The organism is Streptomyces abikoensis (assembly GCF_014648775.1).
GTDB classification, from domain to species: Bacteria; Actinomycetota; Actinomycetes; order Streptomycetales; family Streptomycetaceae; genus Streptomyces; species Streptomyces abikoensis.
Window position 1 is genome coordinate 12,929 of the sequence record NZ_BMRT01000012.1, and the last position, 24,146, is coordinate 37,074.

Sequence of the window (24,146 nt, forward strand, 5' to 3'; positions counted from 1 at the left end):
CCACCGTGTCCGACGCCGCCAGGCGGACCCTCCGCACCGTCCTCCAGACCGCCGTCGCCCTCGCGCTCGCCCTGCCCGCGATCGTCGACGCCTCCGGCATCCCGGCCAGCCTGCCGTGGGTGGCCGGGGCGCTCGCCGTCGCCGGCGGGCTCGCCCGCGTCATGGCCCTGCCCGCCGTCCAGGCCCTCCTCCCCCGCTGGCTGCGGGACGGGCGGGACGGACGGGACGGGGACGACGACCGGGGCCGCGCATGAGCGAGCGGCAAGGAAACGAGGCCGCCACGGTCGCCGTGGAGCTGGAGCGGCTGCGCGGCACGATGGAGGCCGGCTTCGCCCGGGTCGACGGCTCGCTCGCCCTGCTCGTCCAGCGCAGCGACCAGACCGACAAACAGCTCGCCGATCACGAGGCCCGGCTGGACGCCCTGGAGCGCGCCCGCTGGCCGCTGGCGAGCGTGGCGGCCCTGACGGCCGTCGGCGGGGTGGTCCTCGCCGGGCTGCAGCTCACCGGCCGCTGACCACCAAAGGCTCAAAAACGCCGCAGGGCGGCCACCCCGCGTGCGCGGGGCGGCCGCCCTGACGAGCGAACCAGAGGCTTACTGGTTGTACGGACCGTAGTCGTAGTCCTCCAGCGGGACCGCCTGGCCGGAGCCGGTGCCGAAGGGCGAGTAGTCGATGTCGTCGTAACCGACGGCCGAGTACATCGCGGCCTTGGCCTCCTCGGTGGGCTCCACCCGGATGTTGCGGTAGCGGGACAGACCCGTACCGGCCGGGATGAGCTTACCGATGATGACGTTCTCCTTGAGGCCGATGAGCGAGTCGGACTTGGCGTTGATCGCCGCGTCCGTCAGCACTCGGGTCGTCTCCTGGAAGGAGGCGGCCGACAGCCAGGACTCCGTCGCCAGCGAGGCCTTGGTGATACCCATCAGCTGCGGACGGCCGGAGGCGGGGTGACCGCCCTCGGTGACCACACGACGGTTCTCGGACTCGAAGCGCGAGCGCTCCACGAGCTCGCCCGGCAGCAGCTCCGCGTCGCCGGACTCGATGATCGTCACGCGGCGGAGCATCTGCCGGATGATGATCTCGATGTGCTTGTCGTGGATCGACACACCCTGCGAGTTGTAGACCTTCTGGACCTCGCCGACCAGGTGGACCTGGACGGCGCGCTGGCCGAGGATCCGCAGGACGTCGTGGGGGTTGGTGGCACCCACGGTGAGCTTCTGGCCCACCTCGACGTGCTCGCCCTCGCTGACCAGCAGACGGGCACGCTTCGAGATCGGGAACGCCGTCTCGTCGCTGCCGTCGTCCGGAGTGACGACGATCTTCTTGGTCTTCTCGGTCTCCTCGATCCGCACGCGGCCGGCGGCCTCGGAGATCGGGGCGACACCCTTGGGCGTACGGGCCTCGAAGAGCTCGACGACACGGGGCAGACCCTGGGTGATGTCGTCACCGGCCACACCACCGGTGTGGAAGGTACGCATCGTCAGCTGGGTACCGGGCTCACCGATGGACTGGGCGGCGATGATGCCGACCGCCTCACCGATGTCCACCAGCTTGCCGGTCGCCAGCGAGCGGCCGTAGCAGAAGGCACAGGTGCCGACCGCGGACTCACAGGTGAGGACCGAACGGGTCTTGACCGTCTCGACGCCGTGGGCGACGAGCTGCTCGATGAGCACGTCACCGAGGTCGACGTTGGCCGGCGCGATGACCTTGCCGTCGACGACGACGTCCTCGGCGAGCATACGGGCGTAGACGCTCGTCTCGACGTCGTCCGTCTTGCGCAGGACGCCGTCCTCGCCCTTGACGGCGATCGCCAGCTTGAGGCCGCGCTCGGTGCCGCAGTCCTCCTCGCGGATGATCACGTCCTGGGAGACGTCGACCAGACGACGGGTGAGGTAACCCGAGTCGGCGGTACGGAGGGCGGTGTCCGCGAGACCCTTACGGGCACCGTGGGTGGAGATGAAGTACTCCAGCACGGTGAGACCCTCACGGAACGACGCCTTAATGGGTCGCGGAATGGTCTCGTTCTTCGCGTTCGACACCAGACCACGCATACCGGCGATCTGCCGCATCTGCATCATGTTTCCTCGGGCACCCGAGTCAACCATCATGAAGATGGGGTTCGTCTTGGGGAAGTTCGCGTTCATCGCCTCGGCGACCTCGTTGGTCGCCTTGGTCCAGATCGCGATGAGCTCCTGCGTGCGCTCGTCCTTGGTGATCAGACCGCGCTCGTACTGCTTCTGGACCTTCTCGTCCTGCGCCTCGTAGCCCTTGACGATCTCCTTCTTCGCCTCGGGAACGACGACGTCGGAGATGGCCACGGTGACACCGGAACGGGTCGCCCAGTGGAAACCGGCCGCCTTCAGGTTGTCGAGCGTCGCCGCCACGATGACCTTGGGGTAGCGCTCGGCCAGGTCGTTGACGATCTCGGAGAGCTGCTTCTTGCCCACCGAGTAGTCGACGAACGGGTAGTCCTCGGGCAGCAGCTCGTTGAAGAGCGCGCGGCCCAGGGTGGTGCGCAGGCGGAACGAGTCACCCTGCTGCCACTCCGGCTCGCCCTCCTCGCGGACCGGGGGAACCCAGCCGCGCGGCGGAACGGTGCCGATCGGGAAGCGGATGTCGACCTTCGCCTGGAGCGAGAGCTCACGGGCGTCGAACGCCATGATCGCCTCGGCGACCGAGCCGAAGGAACGACCCTCGCCGCGGACCTCGCGCTCCTCCTCGTCGGTGGTGAGGAAGAACAGGCCCAGCACCATGTCCTGGGTCGGCATGGTGACCGGACGGCCGTCGGCCGGCTTGAGGATGTTGTTCGAGGACAGCATCAGGATGCGGGCCTCGGCCTGCGCCTCCGCGGAGAGCGGCAGGTGGACGGCCATCTGGTCACCGTCGAAGTCCGCGTTGAACGCGGTGCAGACGAGCGGGTGGATCTGGATGGCCTTGCCCTCGACCAGCTGCGGCTCGAAGGCCTGGATGCCGAGGCGGTGCAGCGTGGGCGCACGGTTCAGCAGCACCGGGTGCTCGGCGATGACCTCTTCGAGGACGTCGTACACCACGGTGCGGCCGCGCTCGACCATGCGCTTGGCCGACTTGATGTTCTGCGCGTGGTTCAGGTCGACCAGGCGCTTCATCACGAACGGCTTGAAGAGCTCCAGCGCCATGGCCTTGGGCAGACCACACTGGTGCAGCTTCAGCTGCGGACCGACGACGATGACGGAACGGGCCGAGTAGTCGACACGCTTACCGAGCAGGTTCTGACGGAATCGACCCTGCTTACCCTTCAGCATGTCGCTGAGGGACTTCAGCGGACGGTTGCCGGGGCCCGTGACCGGGCGACCACGACGGCCGTTGTCGAAGAGGGCGTCGACCGCCTCCTGGAGCATCCGCTTCTCGTTGTTCACGATGATCTCGGGGGCACCGAGGTCGAGCAGACGCTTCAGACGGTTGTTGCGGTTGATCACACGGCGGTACAGGTCGTTCAGGTCGGAGGTCGCGAAGCGGCCACCGTCCAGCTGCACCATCGGACGCAGGTCCGGCGGGATCACGGGGATGCAGTCCAGCACCATGCCGCTGGGGCTGTTGCGGGTCTGCAGGAAGGCGGAGACGACCTTGAGGCGCTTGAGCGCACGGGTCTTCTTCTGGCCCTTGCCGGTCCGGATGATCTCGCGGAGGCGCTCGGCCTCCTCGTCGAGGTCGAAGGACTCCAGGCGCTTCTGCAGCGCGGCGGCGCCCATCGCACCCATGAAGTAGGTGCCGAAGCGGTCGCGCAGCTCGCGGTAGAGCAGCTCGTCGCCCTCGAGGTCCTGGACCTTGAGGTTCTTGAAGCGGCTCCACACCTCGTCGAGGCGGTCGATCTCGCGCTGCGCGCGGTCGCGCAGCTGCTTCATCTCACGCTCGGCGCCCTCGCGCACCTTGCGGCGCACATCGGCCTTGGCGCCCTCGGCCTCGAGCTCGGCCAGGTCGGACTCGAGCTTCTTGGCGCGGGCCTCCAGGTCGGCGTCGCGACGCTGCTCGATCTGCTGACGCTCGACGGAGACGTGGGCCTCCAGCGAGGGCAGGTCGCGCGTACGGCGCTCCTCGTCCACCCACGTGATCATGTAGGCGGCGAAGTAGATGACCTTCTCGAGGTCCTTCGGGGCGAGGTCGAGGAGGTAGCCCAGGCGCGACGGGACGCCCTTGAAGTACCAGATGTGGGTGACGGGAGCGGCGAGCTCGATGTGGCCCATCCGCTCACGGCGCACCTTGGCGCGCGTGACCTCGACGCCACAGCGCTCACAGATGATGCCCTTGAAGCGGACACGCTTGTACTTGCCGCAGTAGCACTCCCAGTCCCGGGTCGGACCGAAGATCTTCTCGCAGAAGAGTCCGTCCTTTTCGGGCTTCAGGGTGCGGTAGTTGATGGTCTCCGGCTTCTTGACCTCGCCGTGGGACCAGGTCCGGATGTCGTCCGCGGTCGCCAGGCCGATCCGCAGCTCGTCGAAGAAGTTGACGTCGAGCACTGTTCGTCAATCCCTCTTTCAGGGTCGTGCCCCTCGCGTTAGCGATTTATGGGCTCTACATCAGTGGTCTGGGGGTCCGGGGACGGTGGGGGCCTCTTGCGAGGCCCCCACCAGACCCGTCAGACCTCTTCGACGCTGCTCGGCTCGCGCCGGGACAGGTCGATACCGAGCTCCTCCGCCGCGCGGAAGACGTCCTCGTCGGTGTCCCGCATCTCGATGGACATGCCGTCCGAGGACAGCACCTCCACGTTGAGGCAGAGGGACTGCATCTCCTTGATGAGCACCTTGAAGGACTCGGGGATGCCGGGCTCGGGGATGTTCTCGCCCTTGACGATCGCCTCGTAGACCTTCACTCGGCCGGTGACGTCGTCGGACTTGATGGTCAGCAGCTCCTGGAGGGCGTACGCGGCGCCATAAGCCTCCAGCGCCCACACCTCCATCTCACCGAAGCGCTGGCCACCGAACTGAGCCTTACCACCCAGCGGCTGCTGGGTGATCATGGAGTACGGACCGGTCGAACGGGCGTGGAGCTTGTCGTCGACCAGGTGGTGCAGCTTGAGGATGTACATGTACCCGACCGAGATCGGGTCCGGGAACGGCTCGCCGGAGCGGCCGTCGAACATCCGGGCCTTACCGGACGGGAGCACCAGGCGCTCGCCGTCGCGGTTGGGGATCGTGGACTCGAAGAGACCGGCGATCTCGTCCTCGCGGGCGCCGTCGAAGACCGGGGTCGCGACGTTGGTGCCGGCGGCGACGTCGTCGGCGCCGATCGCCTGGAGGCGCTTCATCCACTCCTCGTCGCCCTCGACCTTCCAGCCGCGGCTGGCGAGCCAGCCGAGGTGGATCTCGAGGACCTGTCCCGGGTTCATTCGGGACGGGACACCGAGCGGGTTGAGGATGATGTCGACCGGGGTGCCGTCCTCGAGGAACGGCATGTCCTCGACCGGGAGGATCTTGGAGATGACACCCTTGTTGCCGTGACGGCCGGCGAGCTTGTCACCATCGGTGATCTTGCGCTTCTGGGCCACGTAGACGCGGACCAGCTGGTTCACGCCCGGGGGCAGCTCGTCGCCCTCTTCGCGGTCGAAGACGCGGACGCCGATGACCTTGCCGATCTCACCGTGGGGGACCTTCAGCGAGGTGTCACGGACCTCACGGGCCTTCTCACCGAAGATCGCGCGGAGCAGACGCTCCTCGGGGGTCAGCTCGGTCTCACCCTTCGGGGTGACCTTGCCGACGAGGATGTCGCCGGCGACGACCTCGGCACCGATGCGGATGATGCCGCGCTCGTCGAGGTCGGCGAGGACCTCCTCGGAGACGTTCGGGATGTCCCGGGTGATCTCCTCGGGGCCCAGCTTGGTGTCACGGGCGTCGACCTCGTGCTCCTCGATGTGGATCGAGGAGAGGACGTCGTCCTGGACGAGGCGCTGCGACAGGATGATCGCGTCCTCGTAGTTGTGGCCCTCCCACGGCATGAACGCCACGAGGAGGTTCTTGCCGAGCGCCATCTCACCGTTCTCGGTGGACGGACCGTCGGCGAGCACCTGGCCGGCGACGACGCGGGCGCCCTCGTCGACGACGACCTTCTGGTTGAAGGAGGTGCCCTGGTTGGAGCGGGAGAACTTGGCGACGCGGTAGGTGTTGTACGTGCCGTCGTCGTTGGCCACCGTCACGTAGTCGGCGGAGACCTCCTGGACGACACCGTCCTTCTCGGCCTTGATGACGTCACCGGCGTCGACCGCGCAGCGGTACTCCATGCCGGTGCCGACCAGCGGCGCCTCGGCCTTGATCAGCGGAACGGCCTGGCGCATCATGTTCGATCCCATGAGCGCGCGGTTGGCGTCGTCGTGCTCGAGGAACGGGATCATGGCGGTCGCGACCGACACCATCTGGCGCGGCGAGACGTCCATGTAGTCGACCTCGTCCGGCGCGATGTAGTCGATCTCGCCGCCACGGCGGCGGACCAGCACGCGGGCCTCGGTGAAGCGCATGTCCTCACCCAGGGCGGCGTTCGCCTGGGCGATGACGAAGCGGTCCTCCTCGTCGGCGGTCAGGTAGTGCACCTCGTCGGTGACCTGGCCCTCGACGACCTTGCGGTACGGGGTCTCGACGAAACCGAACGCGTTGACGCGACCGTAGGAGGCGAGCGAGCCGATCAGACCGATGTTCGGGCCTTCGGGCGTCTCGATCGGGCACATACGGCCGTAGTGCGACGGGTGGACGTCTCGGACCTCGAAGCCGGCCCGCTCACGGGAGAGACCGCCCGGACCCAGCGCCGACAGACGACGCTTGTGGGTCAGACCCGACAGCGGGTTGGTCTGGTCCATGAACTGGGACAGCTGGCTGGTGCCGAAGAACTCCTTGATGGAGGCGACGACCGGCCGGATGTTGATCAGGGTCTGCGGCGTGATCGCCTCGACGTCCTGGGTGGTCATCCGCTCGCGGACGACGCGCTCCATACGAGCCAGACCCGTGCGGACCTGGTTCTGGATGAGCTCGCCGACGTTGCGCAGACGACGGTTGCCGAAGTGGTCGATGTCGTCGGTCTCGACGACGATGTCCGTGCCGTTCTCGCCGACGGTCTCGACCTCGCCGGCGTGCAGCTTCACCAGGTACTTGATCGTCGCGATGACATCGTCGACGGTCAGCACACCGGCGTCGAGCGGGGCGTCGGCACCCAGCTTCTTGTTGACCTTGTAGCGGCCGACCTTCGCGAGGTCGTAGCGCTTCGGGTTGAAGTAGAGGTTCTCGAGCAGCGTCTGCGCGGCCTCACGGGTCGGCGGCTCGCCCGGGCGCAGCTTGCGGTAGATGTCGAGCAGCGCGTCGTCCTGGCCCTGGGTGTGGTCCTTCTCCAGGGTGGCGCGCATGGACTCGTACTCGCCGAACTCCTCGAGGATCTGCTCGGTGGTCCAGCCGAGAGCCTTCAGGAGGACGGTGACGGACTGCTTGCGCTTGCGGTCGATGCGGACGCCGACCATGTCGCGCTTGTCGACCTCCATCTCCAGCCAGGCACCCCGGGACGGGATGATCTTGGCGGTGAAGATGTCCTTGTCGGACGTCTTGTCGATGGAGGAGTCGAAGTAGACACCCGGCGAACGGACCAGCTGCGAGACGACGACACGCTCGGTGCCGTTGATGCAGAAGGTGCCCTTCGGCGTCATGAGCGGGAAGTCGCCCATGAAGACCGTCTGGGACTTGATCTCACCGGTCTCGTTGTTGGTGAACTCGGCGGTGACGAAGAGCGGGGCCGCGTACGTGAAGTCGCGCTCCTTGCACTCGTCGATCGAGTTCTTCGGGGGCTCGAAGCGGTGGTCACGGAAGGTCAGCGACATCGACCCGCTGAAGTCCTCGATCGGGGAGATCTCCTCGAAGATCTCCTCCAGACCGGACTTGGTGGGGACGTCCTGACCACTTTCCAGCGCAGCCTCGACGCGAGCCTTCCAGGCGGCGTTGCCGAGCAGCCAGTCGAAGCTCTCGGTCTGAAGCGCAAGAAGGTTCGGAACCTCGAGGGGCTCCTTGATCTTCGCAAAAGAGATGCGCAGCGGGGCGGTGCTGGCGCCGGTGTTCGTATTGGCGGTCGAGGCGTTGCGCGAGGCGGCCAAGAGGGGGTCCTTCCGAGGGCTCGGACTCACTACGCGCGTACCGGTCCCACTCGTCGCGTACGAGAGAAATCCCAGCTCAGGGGGTTTCCTTCAGCTGTGCTCGAGAGTGGGCATGCCCCTGGTGACGGGCAGGGAGCAGCTAACAGGCAGCGCAAAGGGTCAGTGTAGCCACTTGGCCCACTGATGTCCAGAGCGGATTTCCGGAGACCGGTGCGATACCAATCTCTCCCTCCGGGATCCTGTTGTTCCGCATCGCCTGGCGTCCTGCCCGACGCAAGCCATGCGCGGGAAGCGCATGACGATACTTCCCGCTCCGCCCCCGATCCATGCCTCGGACGGAGGATCGATGTGGCGGCGCGCCCGTAGGACGCGTCCTGAGAATCGCGCGCGGCGTGCCGTTCGTCAAGGCCCCTCGGCCCCCGGCGGCCGCTCCGGGCGCCCTCCCGCCCTGCTGGGAGCGGGTTCGTCGCCTCGGCGAGGCGGCGAAGATCACCATACTCGTCTCCGGGCCGCCGTGCGCGCATCCGTCCCGGGAACGCCCAAGGGCGACCACCCGTGCGGGTGATCGCCCTTGGTTGATTCCGGCCCGGGGGCCGGAAAGGAGAGTCAGCAGACTCCCGAGGTACTTACTTGACCTCGACGGAGGCGCCGGCGCCCTTGAGGGCCTCGGCGGCCTTCTCCGCGGCGTCCTTGGCGACCTTCTCGAGGACGGGCTTCGGGGTGCCGTCGACGAGGTCCTTGGCCTCCTTCAGACCCAGGGAGGTCAGCTCACGCACGACCTTGATGACCTGGATCTTCTTGTCACCGGCGGCGGTGAGGATGACGTCGAACTCGTCCTTCTCCTCGACCTCGGCGGCAGCGGCGCCACCGGCGGCACCGGCAACGACGACCGGCGCGGCGGCGGCGGCGGTGACGTCGAACTTCTCCTCGAACGCGGACACGAAGGCCGCGAGCTCGATGAGGGTCATCTCCTCGAACTGCGCGAGCAGCTCGTCCTGGGTGAGCTTCGCCATGATGGCGGTCCTTCCACTAAATCGGCAGGTGCCGGGATGTACATGTCGGCGGGCGGACGGCCCGCTACGACCGGTGCCGGGTGGCTCCGGTCAATGCGCGAGCCGAATTACTCGGCACCGCCCTGCTCGGCGAGCTTGGCGCGCAGCGCGTCCGCGGTGCGGACGAGCTTCGTCGGCAGCGCCTGGAAGAGCGAGGCAGCCTGGGACTGCTTGCCCTTCATGGCACCGGCCAGCTTGCTGAGCAGAACCTCGCGGGACTCGAGGTCCGCAAGCTTCTTGATCTCATCGGCGGACAGCGCCTTGCCATCAAGGACACCGCCCTTGATGATCAGGTTCGGGTTCTCCTTGGCGAAGTCACGAAGACCCTTCGCCGACTCCACCGGGTCACCGGTGACGAAGGCGACAGCCGTCGGGCCAGCGAAAAGCTGGGCGTCGAGCTGGTACCCGGCCTCTTCGGCCGCGATCTTGGTCAGCGTGTTCTTCACCACGGCGTACTGCGCGTTCTCACCGAGCGAACGGCGCAGCGTCTTGAGCTGCGCCACGGTGAGACCGCGGTACTCGGTCAGCACAGCGGCGTTGGAGCTGCGGAACTTGTCCGTGAGCTCGGCAACCGCGGCGGCCTTGGCGGACGTCGCCATGAGCCTCGGCCTCCTTCCGGGTGATTCGGACCGCTTAGGCGCGAGAAGGGGGCTTGGGCAAAACGAAACGCCCCGGCGCAGGCGCTCGGGGCGTGACTCGACCGCGGGGACGTAATCCTCTTACGTCTCGGCGGGAGTGCAATCCACGTGACACCTGCGCAGGTCGCCCGCAGCTAGCGGATCCTTCGGCCGTCACACCCCCGGATGGAGGCGCGACAACGACCAGCGGTCTTTGGCTTCCTCAGGAGATTACGCGATAGGTGCGTATGGATGCAAATCGAGCCGGGCCCCGCACCTTCGAAAGAGGTGCGGGGCCCGGCCCGTACTGCTCAGAGCGCCACTACGCGCCCGCGAGGCCGTCTCAGACGGTCTCGTCCTCCACGAGGAGGTTGCGGGTGCGGTTGGAGTCCAGGGCGATGCCCGGGCCCATCGTGGTGGTCAGGGTCGCCTTCTTGATGTAGCGGCCCTTCGCGGCGGACGGCTTGAGGCGGTTGATCTCCTCGAGCGCCGCGGCGTAGTTCTCCACCAGCTTGGCCTCGTCGAAGGAGACCTTGCCGATGATGAAGTGGAGGTTCGAGTGCTTGTCGACTCGGAACTCGATCTTGCCGCCCTTGATGTCGGTCACGGCCTTGGCCGTGTCCGGGGTGACCGTGCCGGTCTTCGGGTTCGGCATCAGACCACGGGGACCGAGCACGCGGCCGAGGCGGCCGACCTTGCCCATGAGGTCCGGGGTGGCGACGACGGCGTCGAAGTCCAGACGGCCCTTGGCGACCTCGTCGATGAGCTCGTCGGCACCGACGATGTCGGCGCCCGCGGCACGCGCGGCCTCGGCACGGTCGCCGGTCGCGAAGACCAGGACCCGGGCGGTCTTACCGGTGCCGTGCGGAAGGTTCACGGTGCCACGGACCATCTGGTCGGCCTTGCGCGGGTCGACACCCAGGCGGAAGGCAACCTCGACGGTCGCGTCGAACTTGGTGGTGGAGGTCTCCTTGGCGAGACGGACGGCCTCGAGGGGAGCGTACAGACGCTCCTCGACCTTGGCGTCCGCAGCGCGGAGAGTCTTGCTGCGCTTCACTTCTGCTCCTGAAAGGTTGAGCGTGGAGTCGTGGTCCGGGCCAGCGCTTGGCCCTTCCACTGAAGGGTGAGACGGGAGCTGATCAGCCCTCGACCGTGACGCCCATGGAACGGGCGGTGCCGGAGATGATCTTCTCCGCGGCGTCCAGGTCGTTGGCGTTCAGGTCGGGCATCTTGATGGTGGCGATCTCGCGGACCTGCTCGCGCGTAAGCTTCGCGACCTTGGTCTTGTGCGGCTCGCCGGAGCCCTTCTCCACGCCCGCGGCCTTGAGGATCAGCTTGGCGGCCGGCGGAGTCTTCGTGACGAAGGTGAAGGAACGGTCCTCGTAGACCGTGATCTCCACCGGCACGACCATGCCACGCTGCGACTCGGTCGCGGCGTTGTAGGCCTTGCAGAACTCCATGATGTTGACGCCGTGCTGACCCAGCGCGGGGCCGACCGGCGGAGCCGGGTTGGCGGCGCCGGCCTTGATCTGGAGCTTGATGAGCCCCGTGACCTTCTTCTTCTTGGGAGGCATTGCTCTCTCCGGGTCCTAGTGAGAGTTTTTTTGCCATACGCACACTGCGCGCAGGCATACCGCACCACGATAACGGGTAACGCGGCCGGGCCAAAAACCGAGAGGTCAGACCGTCCCCCGCAAGCGGGGGGACCCCCAGCGAGAAGCTCGGCCTGACCTGTTCGGTGGTGTGGGCCAGAAGTGTCTTAGTTCTTCTGGATCTGGTCGAAGCTGAGCTCGACCGGGGTCTCGCGGCCGAAGATCTCGACGAGGCCCTTGACCTTCTTCGAGTCGGCGTTGATCTCGTTGATCGTGGCCTGGAGGGTCGCGAACGGACCGTCCGTGACGGTGACCGAGTCGCCGACCTCGAAGTCCAGGACCTGGACCTCGACCTTGCGGGACGGGGCCGGACGGCCCTCGGCCTCGGCGGCCTCCTTGGCGGCCTTCGCCTCGGCCTCCGGGGCGAGCATCTTGACGATCTCGTCCAGGGTCAGCGGGTACGGGTCGTAGGCGTTGCCGACGAAGCCGGTGACACCCGGGGTGTTGCGGACGACGCCCCAGGACTCGTTCGTCAGGTCCATGCGCACCAGCACATAGCCGGGGAGCTTGTTCTGGCGAACGGTGCGGCGGTCGCCGTTCTTGATCTGGACGACCTCTTCCTGCGGCACCTCGGCCTGGAAGATGTAGTCCTCGACGTTCAGCGAGACGGCGCGCTGCTCGAGGTTGGTCTTCACGCGGTTCTCGTAGCCCGCGTAGGTGTGGATGACGTACCACTCGCCGGGCAGACCACGCAGCTCCTCGCGGAGCGCGGCGACCGGGTCGACCGGGGCGGCCTCCTCCTCGGACTCCGCCTCCTCGCCGGCGGCGTCCTCGGCGGCGGCCTCGTCCTCGTCGGACTCGACGTGCAGCGCGGCCTCCTCGGCCGGCTCGCCCGCGGCGGCGTCCTCGGCGTCGAGCTCGTCGACGTTGTCGGCGTTCTCGACGATCTCCTGCGGGGTGTCGTCGCCCTGCACCTCGGCCGAGACAGCCTCGTCAACGTTGGCCTCCGCCGCGACGGGCTCGGCGGCGTCGTTCAGGTTCGGGTCAGACACGTGGCTGCTTCTTCCTGGCTACAAGGGGTGGAACGAGCGAATAGGCGGCACTCTACGAGGGCCGCCTTGCGCACGGGGGCCGGCTCAGCCGAAGACGTACTTGACGGCCTGCTCAAACCCATAGTCAATCACGGTCACCAGTCCAATGACGATGACAACGAAGACGATCACCACAGTGGTGTACGTCGACAGCTGGCTCTTGGTGGGCCAGACGACCTTACGGAGCTCGGCGACGACCTGCCGGTAGAACAGCGCGAGGCGGCCCAGAGGGCCCTTCTTCCCGCGCTTTCCGCCGCGACGCTTCGCGGGCGCCTCGTCCTCGGGACGACCACTCTCAGGTGTCGCGGTGGAGCCGAGGGCTTCCGTCACTACGTCCTCACCTGAATCCCGGTCGTGGCCGTGCCGCGCCCGGGTGAGCCGCACGGCGGTGCATTTCAGTACGTACGCATGCACGCAACCTGGCGGTGCGTGTAGCAGGGCCGAAGGGACTTGAACCCCCAACCGCTGGTTTTGGAGACCAGTGCTCTACCAATTGAGCTACGACCCTTTGTGGTTCCCCCAACGTACCGCATCCGCCCGGAAGCACGGTGTGCCCGGGAGTGGATTCGCCGGTGGAGGCCAACGAGGCATGAGTGTACGTGCTCGAGCCGCCGACGTCGAACAGCTATCAGCGACGACGCGTCCCGGCCGCCGTGACGCCCCGCTCCGGGAGAGTGCCGGGAGGGTGCCGGGACCGGCGGTAACCCCGTGGGGCGGCGCCTCCGGGCAATCCGCGTGCCCGGCTTCCGGCCGGTCTGGGACGATGCCCCTATGACCGCTGCGACTCCTCCCCAGTCCCCCACCGAGCGCCGGGTCTCCGCCCGCGTCGGTGCCATCTCCGAGTCCGCCACCCTGGCCGTGGACGCCAAGGCCAAGGCCCTCAAGGCCGCCGGGCGCCCGGTGATCGGCTTCGGCGCCGGCGAGCCCGACTTCCCGACCCCCGGCTACATCGTCGAGGCCGCGGTGGAGGCCTGCCGTACCCCCAAGTACCACCGCTACACCCCGGCCGGCGGCCTCCCCGAGCTCAAGGCCGCCATCGCCGCCAAGACCCTGCGCGACTCCGGCTACGAGGTCGACGCCTCCCAGGTGCTCGTCACCAACGGCGGCAAGCAGGCCATCTACGAGGCGTTCGCCGCGATCCTCGACCCGGGCGACGAGGTCATCGTCCCCGCCCCGTACTGGACCACCTACCCGGAGTCCATCCGTCTCGCGGGCGGCGTGCCGGTGGACGTCGTGGCCGACGAGACCACGGGCTACCGGGTGTCGGTCGAGCAGCTGGAGGCGGCCCGCACGGAGCGCACCAAGGTGCTGCTCTTCGTGTCCCCCTCCAACCCCACCGGCGCCGTCTACACCCGCGCCCAGGTCGAGGAGATCGGCCGCTGGGCCGCCGAGCACGGCCTGTGGGTGCTGACGGACGAGATCTACGAGCACCTGGTCTACGGCGACGCCGAGTTCTGCTCGCTGCCGGTCGTCGTGCCGGAGCTGCGCGACAAGTGCGTCGTCGTCAACGGCGTCGCCAAGACGTACGCCATGACGGGCTGGCGCGTGGGCTGGATCATCGGCCCGAAGGACGTCGTCAAGGCCGCGACGAACCTGCAGTCGCACGCCACGTCGAACGTGTCCAACGTCGCCCAGGTCGCGGCCCTGGCCGCCGTGTCGGGCGACCTGACGGCCGTCGACGAGATGAAGGTCGCCTTCGACCGGCGCCGCCGGAAGATCGTCTCGATGCTGAACGAGATCGACGGCGTGGTCTGCCCCGAGCCGGAGGGCGCGTTCTACGTCTACCCGTCGGTCAAGGAGCTGCTCGGCAAGGAGATCCGCGGCAAGCGTCCGGCCTCGTCGGTCGAGCTGGCGGCGCTGATCCTGGACGAGGCCGAGGTCGCCGTGGTGCCGGGTGAGGCGTTCGGCACGCCGGGCTACCTGCGGCTGTCGTACGCGCTGGGCGACGAGGACCTGGTGGAGGGCGTCTCGCGGATCCAGAAGCTGCTGGCCGAGGCGAAGTAGCCTACGGCTCGCTTCGGCGTGACGATGCGGGGTTCCGGCCGTGCTGTGCGGCCGGGGCCCCGCATTCGTTTTCGGGTTCGTTTTCGGGTCCGTCCCCGATCAGGGAAAACGCCTTCCGGTCCGGTGCCGGTTGAGGCAGGATCGGGCAATGGAACGCTCGCGTGATCTCCGTCTGCTGCCCAAGGCCCATCTCCACCTGCACTTCACCGGGTCCATGCGCCCCTCGACCCTGCTGGAGCTGGCCGACAAGTACGGCGTGCACCTGCCCGAGGCGCTGAGCGGCGGGGAGCCGCCGAAGCTGCGGGCCACGGACGAGCGGGGCTGGTTCCGCTTCCAGCGGCTCTACGACATCGCGCGCTCCTGCCTGCGGTCCGAGGAGGACATCCGGCGGCTGGTGCGCGAGGCCGCGGAGGAGGACGTGCGGGACGGTTCGGGCTGGCTGGAGATCCAGGTCGACCCCACCTCGTACGCGCCCCGGCTGGGCGGTCTGATCCCCGCCCTGGAGATCATCCTGGACGCGGTGGAGGACGCGTCGCGGGAGACCGGGCTGGGGATACGGGTCCTCGTCGCCGCGAACCGGATGAAGCACCCGCTGGACGCCCGTACGCTCGCGCGGCTGGCGGTGCGCTACGCCGACCGGGGCGTGGTCGGCTTCGGGCTCTCCAACGACGAGCGGCGCGGGCTCGCCCGCGACTTCGACCGCGCCTTCGAGATCGCCCGGGAGGGCGGCCTGCTGGCCGCCCCGCACGGCGGCGAGCTCTCGGGGCCGAGCAGCGTCCGCGACTGCCTGGACGACCTCCACGCGGCGCGTGTGGGGCACGGCGTGCGGGCCGCGGAGGACCCGCGGCTGCTGCGGAAGCTCGCGGAGCGCGGGGTGACGTGCGAGGTCTGCCCGTCCTCGAACGTCGCCCTGGGCGTCTACGACAAGCCGTCGGACGTCCCGCTGCGGACGCTGTTCGAGGCGGGCGTGCCGATGGCGCTGGGCGCGGACGACCCGCTCCTCTTCGGCTCGCGCCTGGCGGCGCAGTACGAGCTGGCGCGGGAGCACCACGGCTTCACGGACGCCGAGCTGGCGGAGCTGGCGCGGCAGTCCGTCCGCGCCTCCCGCGCCCCGGAGGGGGTGCGCCAGGAGCTCCTGGCGGGGGTGGACGCCTGGCTGGCGGCGTAGCCGCCGGGTTGTGGGCAATCGTTCCGCAAGGGCTGGGGGCACCTCCCAGCGGTAGCTGGGGGAGGGTGGGCACAACCCGGCCCGCAGCCGGACGACTACAGACTGACCCCGACGGTCACCGGCTCGTTGACGAGCGTCACCCCGAACGCGGCGTGGACGCCGTCCCGGACCTCGCGGGCCAGGGCCAGGAGATCCTCGGTGCTGGCCGAGCCCCGGTTCGTGAGGGCGAGCGTGTGCTTGCCGGAGATGCGGGCCGGCCCGGAACCGTAGCCCTTGGTGAAGCCCGCCTTGTCGATGAGCCACGCGGCCGAGGTCTTGACCAGGCCGTCCCCCGCCGGGAAGGCGGGCGGCATGACGTCGGCCCCGAGCCGCTCGGTCACGCGGGCCAGGAACGCCTCGTGCTCGGCGGCGGTGAGGATGGGGTTGGTGAAGAAGGAGCCCGCCGACCAGGTGTCGTGGTCCTCGGGGTCGAGCACCATGCCCTTGCCGGCGCGCAGCTTGAGCACGGTCTCGCGGGCCCGGACGGCCGGGACGCGGTCGCCCTGCTCGACGCCGAGCGTGCGCGCGGTCTCCGCGTAGCGGATGGGCGCGGAGAGCCCGCCCGCGTCCTCCAGCTCGAAGCGGACCCGCAGGACGACGTAGCGCGAGGGGTCCTCCTTGAAGCGGCTGTGCCGGTAGGAGAAGGCGCACTCGGTGCTGGTGAGGGTGACGGTCTCGTCGGTGCGGCGGTCGTAGGCGACGACCTCGGTGATCGTCTGGGAGACGTCCTGGCCGTAGGCGCCGACGTTCTGGATGGGGGTGGCGCCGGCGGAGCCGGGGATGCCGGCCAGGCATTCGACGCCGGCGAGGCCGGCGTCGACGGTGCGGGCGACGGCGTCGGACCAGTTCTCACCGGCGGCGAGCTCGAGGCGGGTGCCCTGGAGGTCGAAGCCGGTGGTGGCGATGCGCAGGGCCGTGCCGTCGAAGCCCTTGTCGGAGATGACCAGGTTGCTGCCGCCGCCGATGATCAGCAGCGGGGTGCCGGTGCGGTCGGCCTCGCGGACGGTCTCGACGACCTCGGCGTCGGTGACGGCCGTGATCAGTCGGGTCGCGGGGCCGCCGAGCCGGAAGGTGGTCAGGGGGGCGAGGGGGGCGTCGTGTCGTTCCTGCACGGGCACCAGGGTACGGGGGTGGGTCGGGGTCGGGGCGGGGTGGACGGGCCCTTCCGGGGCTGAGCTCTTCGCGGCCCCTGGTACCAGTAGGGGCACCCGGCCCCTGTCACCAGCGGCGAAGAGCTCTTCACGCCCCTACCAGGGCCCATCCACCCCACCCCGCCCCCTCACGTCACTACCTCGTGGGCACGCTTCCGGGCAATCGGGCGGGTGGGTGGGGTAGAACCCGCGCCGAAGGCGCGGAAAACCCCACCGGGGGAACCCGGAAAGTCCACGGAACCCCGCGCGGGAGGCGCCGGTCAGGCGAGGGCGACGACCGCTCGGGCCATGCCGAGGACCTTCTGGCCGTCGCAGACGGCCGTGAGGTCCACGCGAACCTGACGGGTCTCGTCAGAGAGCTTGGCCGCGACCTTCGCGGAGACCTCGATGACCGCCCCGGCGTCGTCGTTCGGTACGACGACCGGCTTGGTGAAGCGGACGCCGTAGTCGACCACCGCCGCCGGGTCGCCGACCCAGTCGGTAACGACGCGGATCGCCTCGGCCATGGTGAACATGCCGTGCGCGATGACGTCCGGCAGACCCACCTCCTTGGCGAACTTCTCGTTCCAGTGGATCGGGTTGAAGTCGCCGGAGGCGCCCGCGTAGCGGACGAGTGTGGCGCGTGTCACGGGAAAGGTCGCGGTGGGCAGCTCGGTGCCGACCTCGACGTCGTCGTACGAAACCGTGGCCGCCATCACGCCTCCTCGGCGGCGCGCGCCACCAGCTTCGTGTGCGCGGTCACGACGTGTTCGCCGGCCGCGTCGTGGACCTCGCCGCGGACGAGCAGGACGTCGTTGCCCGCCAGCGACTTGATCGACTCGATCGTGGACGTGACCGTCAGCCGGTCGCCCGCCCGGACGGGGCGGGTGTACGCGAATTTCTGGTCGCCGTGCACCACTCGGGAGTAGTCCAGCCCCAGCTGCGGGTCCTGGATGACCAGCCCGGCGGCCTTGAAAGTGATCGCGAACACAAAAGTGGGCGGAGCGATCACATCGGGGTGGCCGAGCGCCTTGGCGGCCTCGGGGTCGGTGTACGCCGGATTGGCGTCGCCGATGGCCTCGGCGAATTCGCGGATCTTCTCCCGGCCGACCTCATAGGGGTCGGTGGCCGGATAGGTCCGTCCGACGTAGGACTGGTCGAGCGCCATGGCCCGGCACCTCCTGAGTGGACTGGTCCTTTGAGGGACTGTTTACGGGTCGGAATATGCCATGAGGCCGCCCCCAGAAGCTGGGGACGGCCTCATGAACGACCTGTGCGCTGTTAGCGCGTCTCGCGGTGCGCCGTGTGGGCGTTGCAACGAGGGCAGTGCTTCTTCATCTCAAGACGGTCCGGGTCGTTACGCCGGTTCTTCTTGGTGATGTAGTTCCGCTCCTTGCACTCCACGCAGGCCAGCGTGATCTTCGGGCGGACGTCGGTGGCAGCCACGTGAGTGCTCCTTGACGGATGGACGGATACAACGCATAAAAGAGTAGCCGATCGGAGGACCGACCCCACAATCGGCTACTGTGTGTAGCGGCGACCGGACTTGAACCGGTGACACAGCGATTATGAGCCGCTTGCTCTACCGACTGAGCTACGCCGCTTTGATGAGGTTGATCCCCCCGTCCGAAGACGGGAGAACCTTCCACACCAGAGCCCCAAAACGGAATCGAACCGTTGACCTTCTCCTTACCATGGAGACGCTCTGCCGACTGAGCTATTGGGGCGAGCGAGGAAGACATTACACGGTCTGCGGCCGAAGGTGAAATCCGTATGCGGCCGCCCCTGCCAGGGCGTTCTTCCCGGCCGTCACCGGCGTGGCCGCCGGCGTGTTCCCGGCCGCCCCGAAGGCCACACCAGTACGACTATTCGGCGGTTCCGCCGACCGGCTCGGTGCGCGGCCTACGCTCGAACCGCTGCGTGATCATGCCCGCCCCGGCCTACCGGAGGATCGTGATGCCCGACAGTCAGCCGCAGCCCGCGAGAAGCCCCGACGGCGACGCCGCCGCCCCGCCGGGCGAGGGCGCGCTGGTGCTCTGCGGTGCCCGGCTCGCCGACGGGCGCGTGGTGGACGTACGCCTCAGCGGAGGGCGCATCGAGGCCGTCGGCACGGCGGGCAGCCTCGCCCCCGGCCCGCGCGTCGACCTCACCGGCTATGTGCTGCTGCCCGCGCCCGCCGAGCCGCACGCCCACCTGGACACCGCGCTGACGGCCGACGCCGGCGGCCCCGTCCCGCACGGCGTCGAGGACGTCCAGCGCCGGACGACGGAGGCCGCCCTGCTGCAGCTGGGCCACGGCGCCACGGCCGTGCGCACCCACGTCCGCATCGGCGACGTGGCGGGGCTGCGCGCCCTGGAGGGCGTCCTGGCGGCGCGGCGCTCGCTACGGGGGTTCACGGAGCTCAGCGCGGTCGCCGTGCCCCGGCTGCTGACCGGCGTCGCCGGGGCCGACGGGCTCGCCATGCTGCGGGACGCCGTCGGGATGGGCGCCACCGTCATCGGCGGCTGCCCCGACCTCGACCCCGACCCCACCGGCTACGTCGAGACCGTCCTCGCGCTGGCCGCCGAGCACGGCTGCGCCGTCGACCTCCACACGGACGGCGCCGAACCGGCCCGGCTGGCCCGGCTCGCCGCCATGGCGGGCGGGCTGCGCCCCGGTGTGGCCATCGGGCCGTGCGGGGCCCTCGCCCGACTCCCCCGGGACCAGGCCGCCCGCGCGGGCCAGCAGCTGGCGGCAGCCGGGGTGACGGTGGTCTGCCTGCCCCAGGGCGACTGCGGGGTCGCGGGCGGCGCCCGGGGCGGCGCGGGCGCCTGGTGCGCGCCGGTACGGCTGCTGCGCGCGGCGGGCGTCAAGGTCGCGGCGGGCAGCGGCTCGCTGCGCGACGCCGTCAACCCCGTGGGGCGCGGCGACCCCCTGGAGGCCGCCTACCTGCTCGCCTCGCACGGCGAGCTGGCCCCCGAGCAGGCCTACGAGGCCGTCAGCGGCCGGGCCCGCGCGGTGATGGGCCTGCCCGAGGTCCGGGTGGAGGCGGGCTTCCCTGCGGAGCTGCTGGCCGTCCGGGGCCGCGCCGTCGCGGGCGTGCTGTCCCTCGGCTACAGCCGGCTCGTCGTCCACCGCGCCCGGGTCGTCGCGCGGACCAGCGCGGTCCGCGAGTACGGCGACGTCCAGGCCACGGTGGCCCTGGACCTGCCCCGGCAGTCGCCGCGCGGCGGGGACCCCTCGTGAGGGGTCGCGACGTACGGTCGGATCATGCGCATTGTCATCGCTGGAGGACATGGCCGGATCGCGCTGCGGCTGGAGCGGTTGCTCGCCGCGCGCGGTGACGAGGTGGCGGGGATGATCCGCCGTCCCGGGCAGGCGGGAGATCTGCTGGCGGCGGGCGCCGAGCCCGTCGTGTGCGATCTGGAGTCGGCGGGCGTGGCGGATGTCGCCCGCCATCTGGAGGGCGCCGACGCGGCCGTCTTCGCGGCCGGCGCGGGCCCCGGCAGCGGGTCCGCGCGCAAGGAGACCGTGGACCGGGCCGCCGCCGTGCTCTTCGCCGACGCGGCGGAGGCGGCGGGCGTACGGCGCTTCGTCGTCGTCTCGTCCATGGGCGCCGACCGCGAGCCGCCGGAGGGCACGGACCCGGTCTTCGCCGCCTATCTGCGGGCCAAGGGCGCCGCCGACGCGGACATCCGCTCCCGGGCCGGGCTCGACTGGACGATCCTGCGCCCGGGCCGGCTGACGGACGAGCCCGGCACGGGCCGGGTCACGCTGTCGGCGGGCTCCACGGGCCGGGGCGACGTCGCCCGGGACGACGTGGCGGCCGTGCTCGCGGCGCTGCTCTCCGAGGACGAGCGGGGGGCCGTGGGCCTGACGCTGGAGCTGATCGGCGGCGACACGCCGGTGGCGGAGGCCGTGCGGGCGCTCGCCTGACAGCGGCGGGGCCCGGAAACGAAAGAAGCCCCTGATCCGTAGATCAGGGGCCTCATTCCGTGGCGGCGCCAGGATTCGAACCTGGGTAGGCTAAGCCGACGGATTTACAGTCCGCTCCCATTGGCCACTCGGGCACACCGCCATGGGTCGTCACCCCGGTCGCTCTTTCGAGCACTCCGTGGCAACGACGTAAACAATACCCGATGACCTGGGGTGCTCCGCCACTCGGTTCACAGCCCCTCGTCCGGGCCCCGGGTGACTAGGCTTGCCACGCGGCCCCCGGGCCGCGCCCCCTGACGGATCTACGCACGAGGAGCCAACTCAATATGGCCGACTCCAGTTTCGACATCGTCTCGAAGGTCGAGCGGCAGGAGGTCGACAACGCCCTCAACCAGGCCGCCAAGGAGATCTCGACGCGCTACGACTTCAAGGGCGTCGGCGCCTCGATCGCCTGGTCGGGCGAGAAGATCGAGATGCGTGCCAACTCCGAGGAGCGCGTGAAGGCCGTTCTCGACATCTTCGAGACCAAGCTGGTCAAGCGCGGCATCTCCCTGAAGTCGCTGGACGCGGGCGAGCCGCAGGCGTCCGGCAAGGAATACAAGCTCTTCGCGTCCATCGAGGAGGGCATCTCCCAGGAGAACGCGAAGAAGGTCGCGAAGATCATCCGCGATGAGGGCCCCAAGGGCGTCAAGGCCCAGGTCCAGGGCGACGAGCTCCGCGTCTCCTCCAAGAGCCGCGACGACCTCCAGACCATCATCGCCCTCCTCAAGGGCAAGGACCTGGACTTCGCGATCCAGTTCGTGAACTACCGCTAGTTCGTGAACTACCGCTGAACCCACCGAAAGGGGTGCGTCAGGAGCGGCTTCGCCGCCGCTCCTGACGCACCCCTTTCGACTGCCGCTCGGTCCTTGCTGGACGGCTATCGCGTCGCGAACGGCCGGTCCGTCGGGACGATCTCGCGCCCCAGGGGCATCAACGAGATCGGGATCAGCTTGAAGTTCGCGATGCCCAGCGGGATGCCGATGATCGTGCAGCACATGGCGATACCGGTGACGATGTGCCCCAGCGCCAGCCACCACCCGGCGAAGACGAACCAGATGACGTTGCCGACCAATGACCCCGCACCGGCGTCCCGCCGCTCTACGGTCGTCCGGCCGAACGGCCACAGCGCGTAGCCGGCGATACGCAGGGAGGCAATGCCGAACGGAATCGTGACGATGAGGACGCAGCAGATCAGGCCCGCCACGACATAGCCGAGCGCCATCCAGAAGCCACAGAGCACCAACCAGATGACATTAAGGATGAACTTCATAACAGCAGCCTTCCACTGGACCGATCCGACAGCCACTGAGACGTCGGCGGACCGGTCCGTAGTTGCTGCCTGACCTGGTGCTCTACCCCGAGAAACCCCCTAGGGGTCATCGCCGGGCGACAGGCTCCCCGTGATCCCCGAACAAAGGGCCGCTGGATCGATACAGCGCACCCCACACGAGGGAGCGGACGCCTGGAGCGATCCGGCCCGGGGCATCCCTTGCCGCGACCAACTCGCGATCACGCAAGGAGACATCATGCTGCTCGTCGTCACACAGCCCCTCGCCCTCGCCGTGGCCGGTCTCGTCGCCCTGTTGAGCCCGATGGCCGGCTTCATCGCGTCCGCCCTCGGCAAGTAGGCGCCTGGCGACGGTGACTTCGGATGGGCCCGGATGCTTTCCGGGCCCTTCGTCGTTCGCGGCGCGCGCCGTGTGCGCCCTGCGCCAACTGTCGCTCGGTGTAGGCGACTTGGCGCCGCATGCGCCGTATGGGGGACGAGGCGCCACCTCGGCGACGCGTTTCGTGACCCGTCCGGCGCAGCCCAGCGCGCCGTGGGGTCCGGGGCGTGGTCATGTGGCTGGACCGGACGTATCACGCGGACGTACGCACGGAACGGACGACAGGACGAGGAGTCGGAGCCCCATGCACACGTACCGAATCGCAGGTCTGGCGGTCGCGGCGGTGGCGATCGTCGCCGTGAGCGCGCCCAGCAGCGCTCGCGCCGCCACTCCCGCCACTCCCGTCGACATCGACATTCTGAAGTGCGTCACCGGGGGCGGTTGGCCCGGCTACCCCGGCGACGACGACGGGCTCGGAGTCCTCGACGACGACAACAACACGATGGTGTGCCAGGGCGGTTCGCACAACGGCGAGACGATCAGCCTGGCCAGCGGGCGGCCGTCGTCGGGGCACCGGCCGCCCGGTGGTCACCGGCCGACCAACGGGCACCTCCCGGGCCTCAGCGACCGGCCGACCAACGGGCGCCCGCCGGCTCACGGCGACCGGCCGACCAACAGCCACCTCCCCGGCCTCAGCGACCGGCCGTCCGGCGGTCACCACCGGCACTGAGCGATCCTGCCGAAGCGCGGTGCGGGTACCGCGCCCCGTAGGGGCGCGGGGAACTGCGCGACAAGCCACGACGTGCCCGCAGATTGCCCGGACCCCGGGGTGGCGTGTCGGCTGCGGGCCGTCGCCGGCCGATCGCGCAGTTCCCCGCGCCCCTTACGGGGCGCCCGCCGGGCACGGCCTAGGCGCGCGGGCCCGCCATCCGCTCCAGCCGCGCGATGCGCTCCCGCATGGGCGGGTGCGTCGAGAAGAGCTTCGACATGCCCTCGCCCGGGCGGAACGGGTTCGCGATCATCATGTGGCTCGCCGTCTCCAGGCGGGGCTCCGGCGGCAGGGGCAGCCGCTGGGTGCCGAGCTCCAGCTTGCGGAGGGCGGCCGCCAGGGCCAGGGGGTCGCCGGTGAGGCGGGCGCCGGAGGCGTCGGCCTCGTACTCGCGGGAGCGGCTGACGGCGAGCTGGATGAGGGAGGCCGCGACGGGGCCCAGGATCATAATCATGATCATGCCGACGATGCCGGGGCCCTCGTCGTCGTCGGAGCGCCCGACGGGGATCAGCCAGGCGAAGTTGACCAGGAACATCACCACCGAGGCGAGGGCTCCGGCCACCGACGAGATGAGGATGTCGCGGTTGTAGACGTGGCTGAGCTCGTGGCCGATGACGCCGCGCAGCTCGCGCTCGTCCAGCAGGCGCATGATGCCCTCGGTGCAACAGACGGCGGCGTTGCGCGGATTGCGGCCGGTGGCGAAGGCGTTGGGGGCCTCGGTCGGGGAGATGTACAGCCGGGGCATCGGCTGGCGGGCGGCCGTGGAGAGTTCGCGGACCATGCGGTAGAGCTGAGGGGCCTCGAACTCGCTGACGGGCCGGGCCCGCATCGCGCGCAGGGCGAGCTTGTCGCTGTTCCAGTAGGCGTAGGCGTTGGTGCCGAGGGCCACCAGGACGGCGACGATCAGGCCGCCGCGCCCGAACATGCTGCCGATGACGATGATGAGCGCGGACAGGCCTCCGAGGAGCAGGGCCGTCCTGAGCCCGTTGTGCCGGCGGTGCACGGTACGCCCTCCAAATGGTGCGG

General features: G+C 69.4%; 22 protein-coding genes and 4 tRNA genes. 8 read left to right on the forward strand and 18 right to left on the reverse strand.

Going from position 1 to position 24,146, the window contains the following annotated elements:
* The first annotated feature begins 5 nt into the window (after window positions 1-5).
* Both IE096_RS28260 and IE096_RS28265 read left to right on the forward strand, forming a co-directional pair.
* The gene (locus IE096_RS28260) at window positions 6-254 is read left to right on the forward strand and encodes a hypothetical protein (RefSeq protein WP_189456490.1); all 249 of its coding nucleotides are present in this window, start codon (window positions 6-8) and stop codon (window positions 252-254) included.
* A complete protein-coding gene (locus IE096_RS28265) occupies window positions 251-514 on the forward strand; it encodes a hypothetical protein (protein ID WP_189456492.1) in 264 nt (87 codons plus the stop codon). Before IE096_RS28260 ends, IE096_RS28265 begins: the two co-directional genes overlap by 4 nt.
* Before the next feature lie 78 nt (window positions 515-592).
* On the opposite strand, the gene IE096_RS28270 is transcribed toward IE096_RS28265, so the two are convergent.
* From IE096_RS28270 to IE096_RS28310, 9 genes are all read right to left on the reverse strand, one after another.
* Window positions 593-4,492, reverse strand: a complete 3,900-nt coding sequence (locus IE096_RS28270; RefSeq protein WP_126914717.1) for a DNA-directed RNA polymerase subunit beta' — start codon at window positions 4,490-4,492, stop codon at window positions 593-595.
* Between the two features lie 119 nt (window positions 4,493-4,611).
* The gene (rpoB, locus tag IE096_RS28275) at window positions 4,612-8,094 is read right to left on the reverse strand and encodes a DNA-directed RNA polymerase subunit beta (RefSeq protein WP_189456494.1); all 3,483 of its coding nucleotides are present in this window, start codon (window positions 8,092-8,094) and stop codon (window positions 4,612-4,614) included.
* Window positions 8,095-8,720: 626 nt separating this feature from the next.
* On the reverse strand, window positions 8,721-9,107 hold the full coding sequence (rplL, locus tag IE096_RS28280) for a 50S ribosomal protein L7/L12 (protein ID WP_126914720.1): 387 nt from the start codon (window positions 9,105-9,107) through the stop codon (window positions 8,721-8,723).
* Window positions 9,108-9,214: 107 nt separating this feature from the next.
* Window positions 9,215-9,745 (reverse strand): 50S ribosomal protein L10, encoded by a 531-nt coding sequence (gene rplJ / locus IE096_RS28285; RefSeq protein ID WP_126914721.1) that lies wholly within the window; start codon window positions 9,743-9,745, stop codon window positions 9,215-9,217.
* A 361-nt stretch (window positions 9,746-10,106) separates the two neighbouring features.
* Window positions 10,107-10,820 carry a 50S ribosomal protein L1 gene (gene rplA, locus IE096_RS28290; protein ID WP_189456496.1) on the reverse strand — a complete coding sequence of 238 codons (714 nt, stop codon included), beginning with the start codon at window positions 10,818-10,820 and terminating at the stop codon, window positions 10,107-10,109.
* 82 nt (window positions 10,821-10,902) lie between these two features.
* Window positions 10,903-11,337 (reverse strand): 50S ribosomal protein L11, encoded by a 435-nt coding sequence (gene rplK, locus IE096_RS28295; RefSeq protein ID WP_126914723.1) that lies wholly within the window; start codon window positions 11,335-11,337, stop codon window positions 10,903-10,905.
* A gap of 185 nt (window positions 11,338-11,522) precedes the next feature.
* Window positions 11,523-12,407 carry a transcription termination/antitermination protein NusG gene (nusG, locus tag IE096_RS28300; RefSeq protein ID WP_189456498.1) on the reverse strand — a complete coding sequence of 295 codons (885 nt, stop codon included), beginning with the start codon at window positions 12,405-12,407 and terminating at the stop codon, window positions 11,523-11,525.
* An 84-nt stretch (window positions 12,408-12,491) separates the two neighbouring features.
* Window positions 12,492-12,776, reverse strand: coding sequence for a preprotein translocase subunit SecE (gene secE, locus IE096_RS28305; protein WP_189456499.1), 285 nt, complete (start codon window positions 12,774-12,776; stop codon window positions 12,492-12,494).
* A 105-nt stretch (window positions 12,777-12,881) separates the two neighbouring features.
* Window positions 12,882-12,954: transfer RNA gene (locus IE096_RS28310), tRNA-Trp, on the reverse strand.
* Window positions 12,955-13,217: 263 nt separating this feature from the next.
* Between IE096_RS28310 and IE096_RS28315 the strand changes: the two genes are divergently transcribed.
* Together IE096_RS28315 and IE096_RS28320 are read left to right on the forward strand one after the other, a co-directional pair.
* Window positions 13,218-14,450 carry a pyridoxal phosphate-dependent aminotransferase gene (locus IE096_RS28315; RefSeq protein ID WP_189456501.1) on the forward strand — a complete coding sequence of 411 codons (1,233 nt, stop codon included), beginning with the start codon at window positions 13,218-13,220 and terminating at the stop codon, window positions 14,448-14,450.
* 148 nt (window positions 14,451-14,598) lie between these two features.
* Window positions 14,599-15,618, forward strand: coding sequence for an adenosine deaminase (locus tag IE096_RS28320; protein ID WP_189456503.1), 1,020 nt, complete (start codon window positions 14,599-14,601; stop codon window positions 15,616-15,618).
* Window positions 15,619-15,713: 95 nt separating this feature from the next.
* Here IE096_RS28320 and IE096_RS28325 read toward each other — a convergent pair whose 3' ends face one another.
* From IE096_RS28325 to IE096_RS28350, 6 genes are all read right to left on the reverse strand, one after another.
* Complete coding sequence (locus IE096_RS28325; RefSeq protein WP_189456505.1) at window positions 15,714-16,769, reverse strand: UDP-N-acetylmuramate dehydrogenase; 1,056 nt, start codon at window positions 16,767-16,769, stop codon at window positions 15,714-15,716.
* Between the two features lie 299 nt (window positions 16,770-17,068).
* Window positions 17,069-17,503 carry a MaoC family dehydratase gene (locus IE096_RS28330; RefSeq protein WP_189456507.1) on the reverse strand — a complete coding sequence of 145 codons (435 nt, stop codon included), beginning with the start codon at window positions 17,501-17,503 and terminating at the stop codon, window positions 17,069-17,071.
* Window positions 17,503-17,955 carry a MaoC family dehydratase N-terminal domain-containing protein gene (locus IE096_RS28335; RefSeq protein WP_189456509.1) on the reverse strand — a complete coding sequence of 151 codons (453 nt, stop codon included), beginning with the start codon at window positions 17,953-17,955 and terminating at the stop codon, window positions 17,503-17,505. The genes IE096_RS28330 and IE096_RS28335 overlap by 1 nt, the downstream gene beginning before the upstream one ends.
* Before the next feature lie 113 nt (window positions 17,956-18,068).
* Window positions 18,069-18,233, reverse strand: coding sequence for a 50S ribosomal protein L33 (gene rpmG / locus IE096_RS28340; protein WP_004571794.1), 165 nt, complete (start codon window positions 18,231-18,233; stop codon window positions 18,069-18,071).
* 85 nt (window positions 18,234-18,318) lie between these two features.
* A tRNA-Met gene (locus tag IE096_RS28345) sits at window positions 18,319-18,391 on the reverse strand.
* Between the two features lie 50 nt (window positions 18,392-18,441).
* Window positions 18,442-18,514, reverse strand: a tRNA-Thr gene (locus IE096_RS28350).
* Window positions 18,515-18,743: 229 nt separating this feature from the next.
* On the opposite strand from IE096_RS28350, the gene IE096_RS28355 reads away from it, so the two are divergent.
* Together IE096_RS28355 and IE096_RS28360 are read left to right on the forward strand one after the other, a co-directional pair.
* On the forward strand, window positions 18,744-20,012 hold the full coding sequence (locus tag IE096_RS28355) for an amidohydrolase family protein (protein WP_189456511.1): 1,269 nt from the start codon (window positions 18,744-18,746) through the stop codon (window positions 20,010-20,012).
* A gap of 24 nt (window positions 20,013-20,036) precedes the next feature.
* Window positions 20,037-20,702, forward strand: coding sequence for an NAD(P)H-binding protein (locus tag IE096_RS28360; protein WP_189456513.1), 666 nt, complete (start codon window positions 20,037-20,039; stop codon window positions 20,700-20,702).
* Between the two features lie 60 nt (window positions 20,703-20,762).
* On the opposite strand, the gene IE096_RS28365 is transcribed toward IE096_RS28360, so the two are convergent.
* Window positions 20,763-20,844 (reverse strand) — tRNA-Tyr (locus tag IE096_RS28365).
* A gap of 184 nt (window positions 20,845-21,028) precedes the next feature.
* Here IE096_RS28365 and IE096_RS28370 point away from each other — a divergent pair.
* The gene (locus tag IE096_RS28370; RefSeq protein WP_189456515.1) at window positions 21,029-21,517 is read left to right on the forward strand and encodes a YajQ family cyclic di-GMP-binding protein; all 489 of its coding nucleotides are present in this window, start codon (window positions 21,029-21,031) and stop codon (window positions 21,515-21,517) included.
* A gap of 104 nt (window positions 21,518-21,621) precedes the next feature.
* Here IE096_RS28370 and IE096_RS28375 read toward each other — a convergent pair whose 3' ends face one another.
* Entirely contained in the window at window positions 21,622-22,014 is a 393-nt protein-coding gene (locus IE096_RS28375) for a YccF domain-containing protein (protein ID WP_189456517.1), read from the reverse strand.
* 641 nt (window positions 22,015-22,655) lie between these two features.
* Between IE096_RS28375 and IE096_RS28380 the strand changes: the two genes are divergently transcribed.
* Window positions 22,656-23,081, forward strand: coding sequence for a hypothetical protein (locus IE096_RS28380; RefSeq protein ID WP_189456519.1), 426 nt, complete (start codon window positions 22,656-22,658; stop codon window positions 23,079-23,081).
* Between the two features lie 178 nt (window positions 23,082-23,259).
* On the opposite strand, the gene htpX is transcribed toward IE096_RS28380, so the two are convergent.
* A complete protein-coding gene (htpX, locus tag IE096_RS28385; RefSeq protein WP_189456521.1) occupies window positions 23,260-24,123 on the reverse strand; it encodes a zinc metalloprotease HtpX in 864 nt (287 codons plus the stop codon).
* Window positions 24,124-24,146 lie beyond the last annotated feature (23 nt).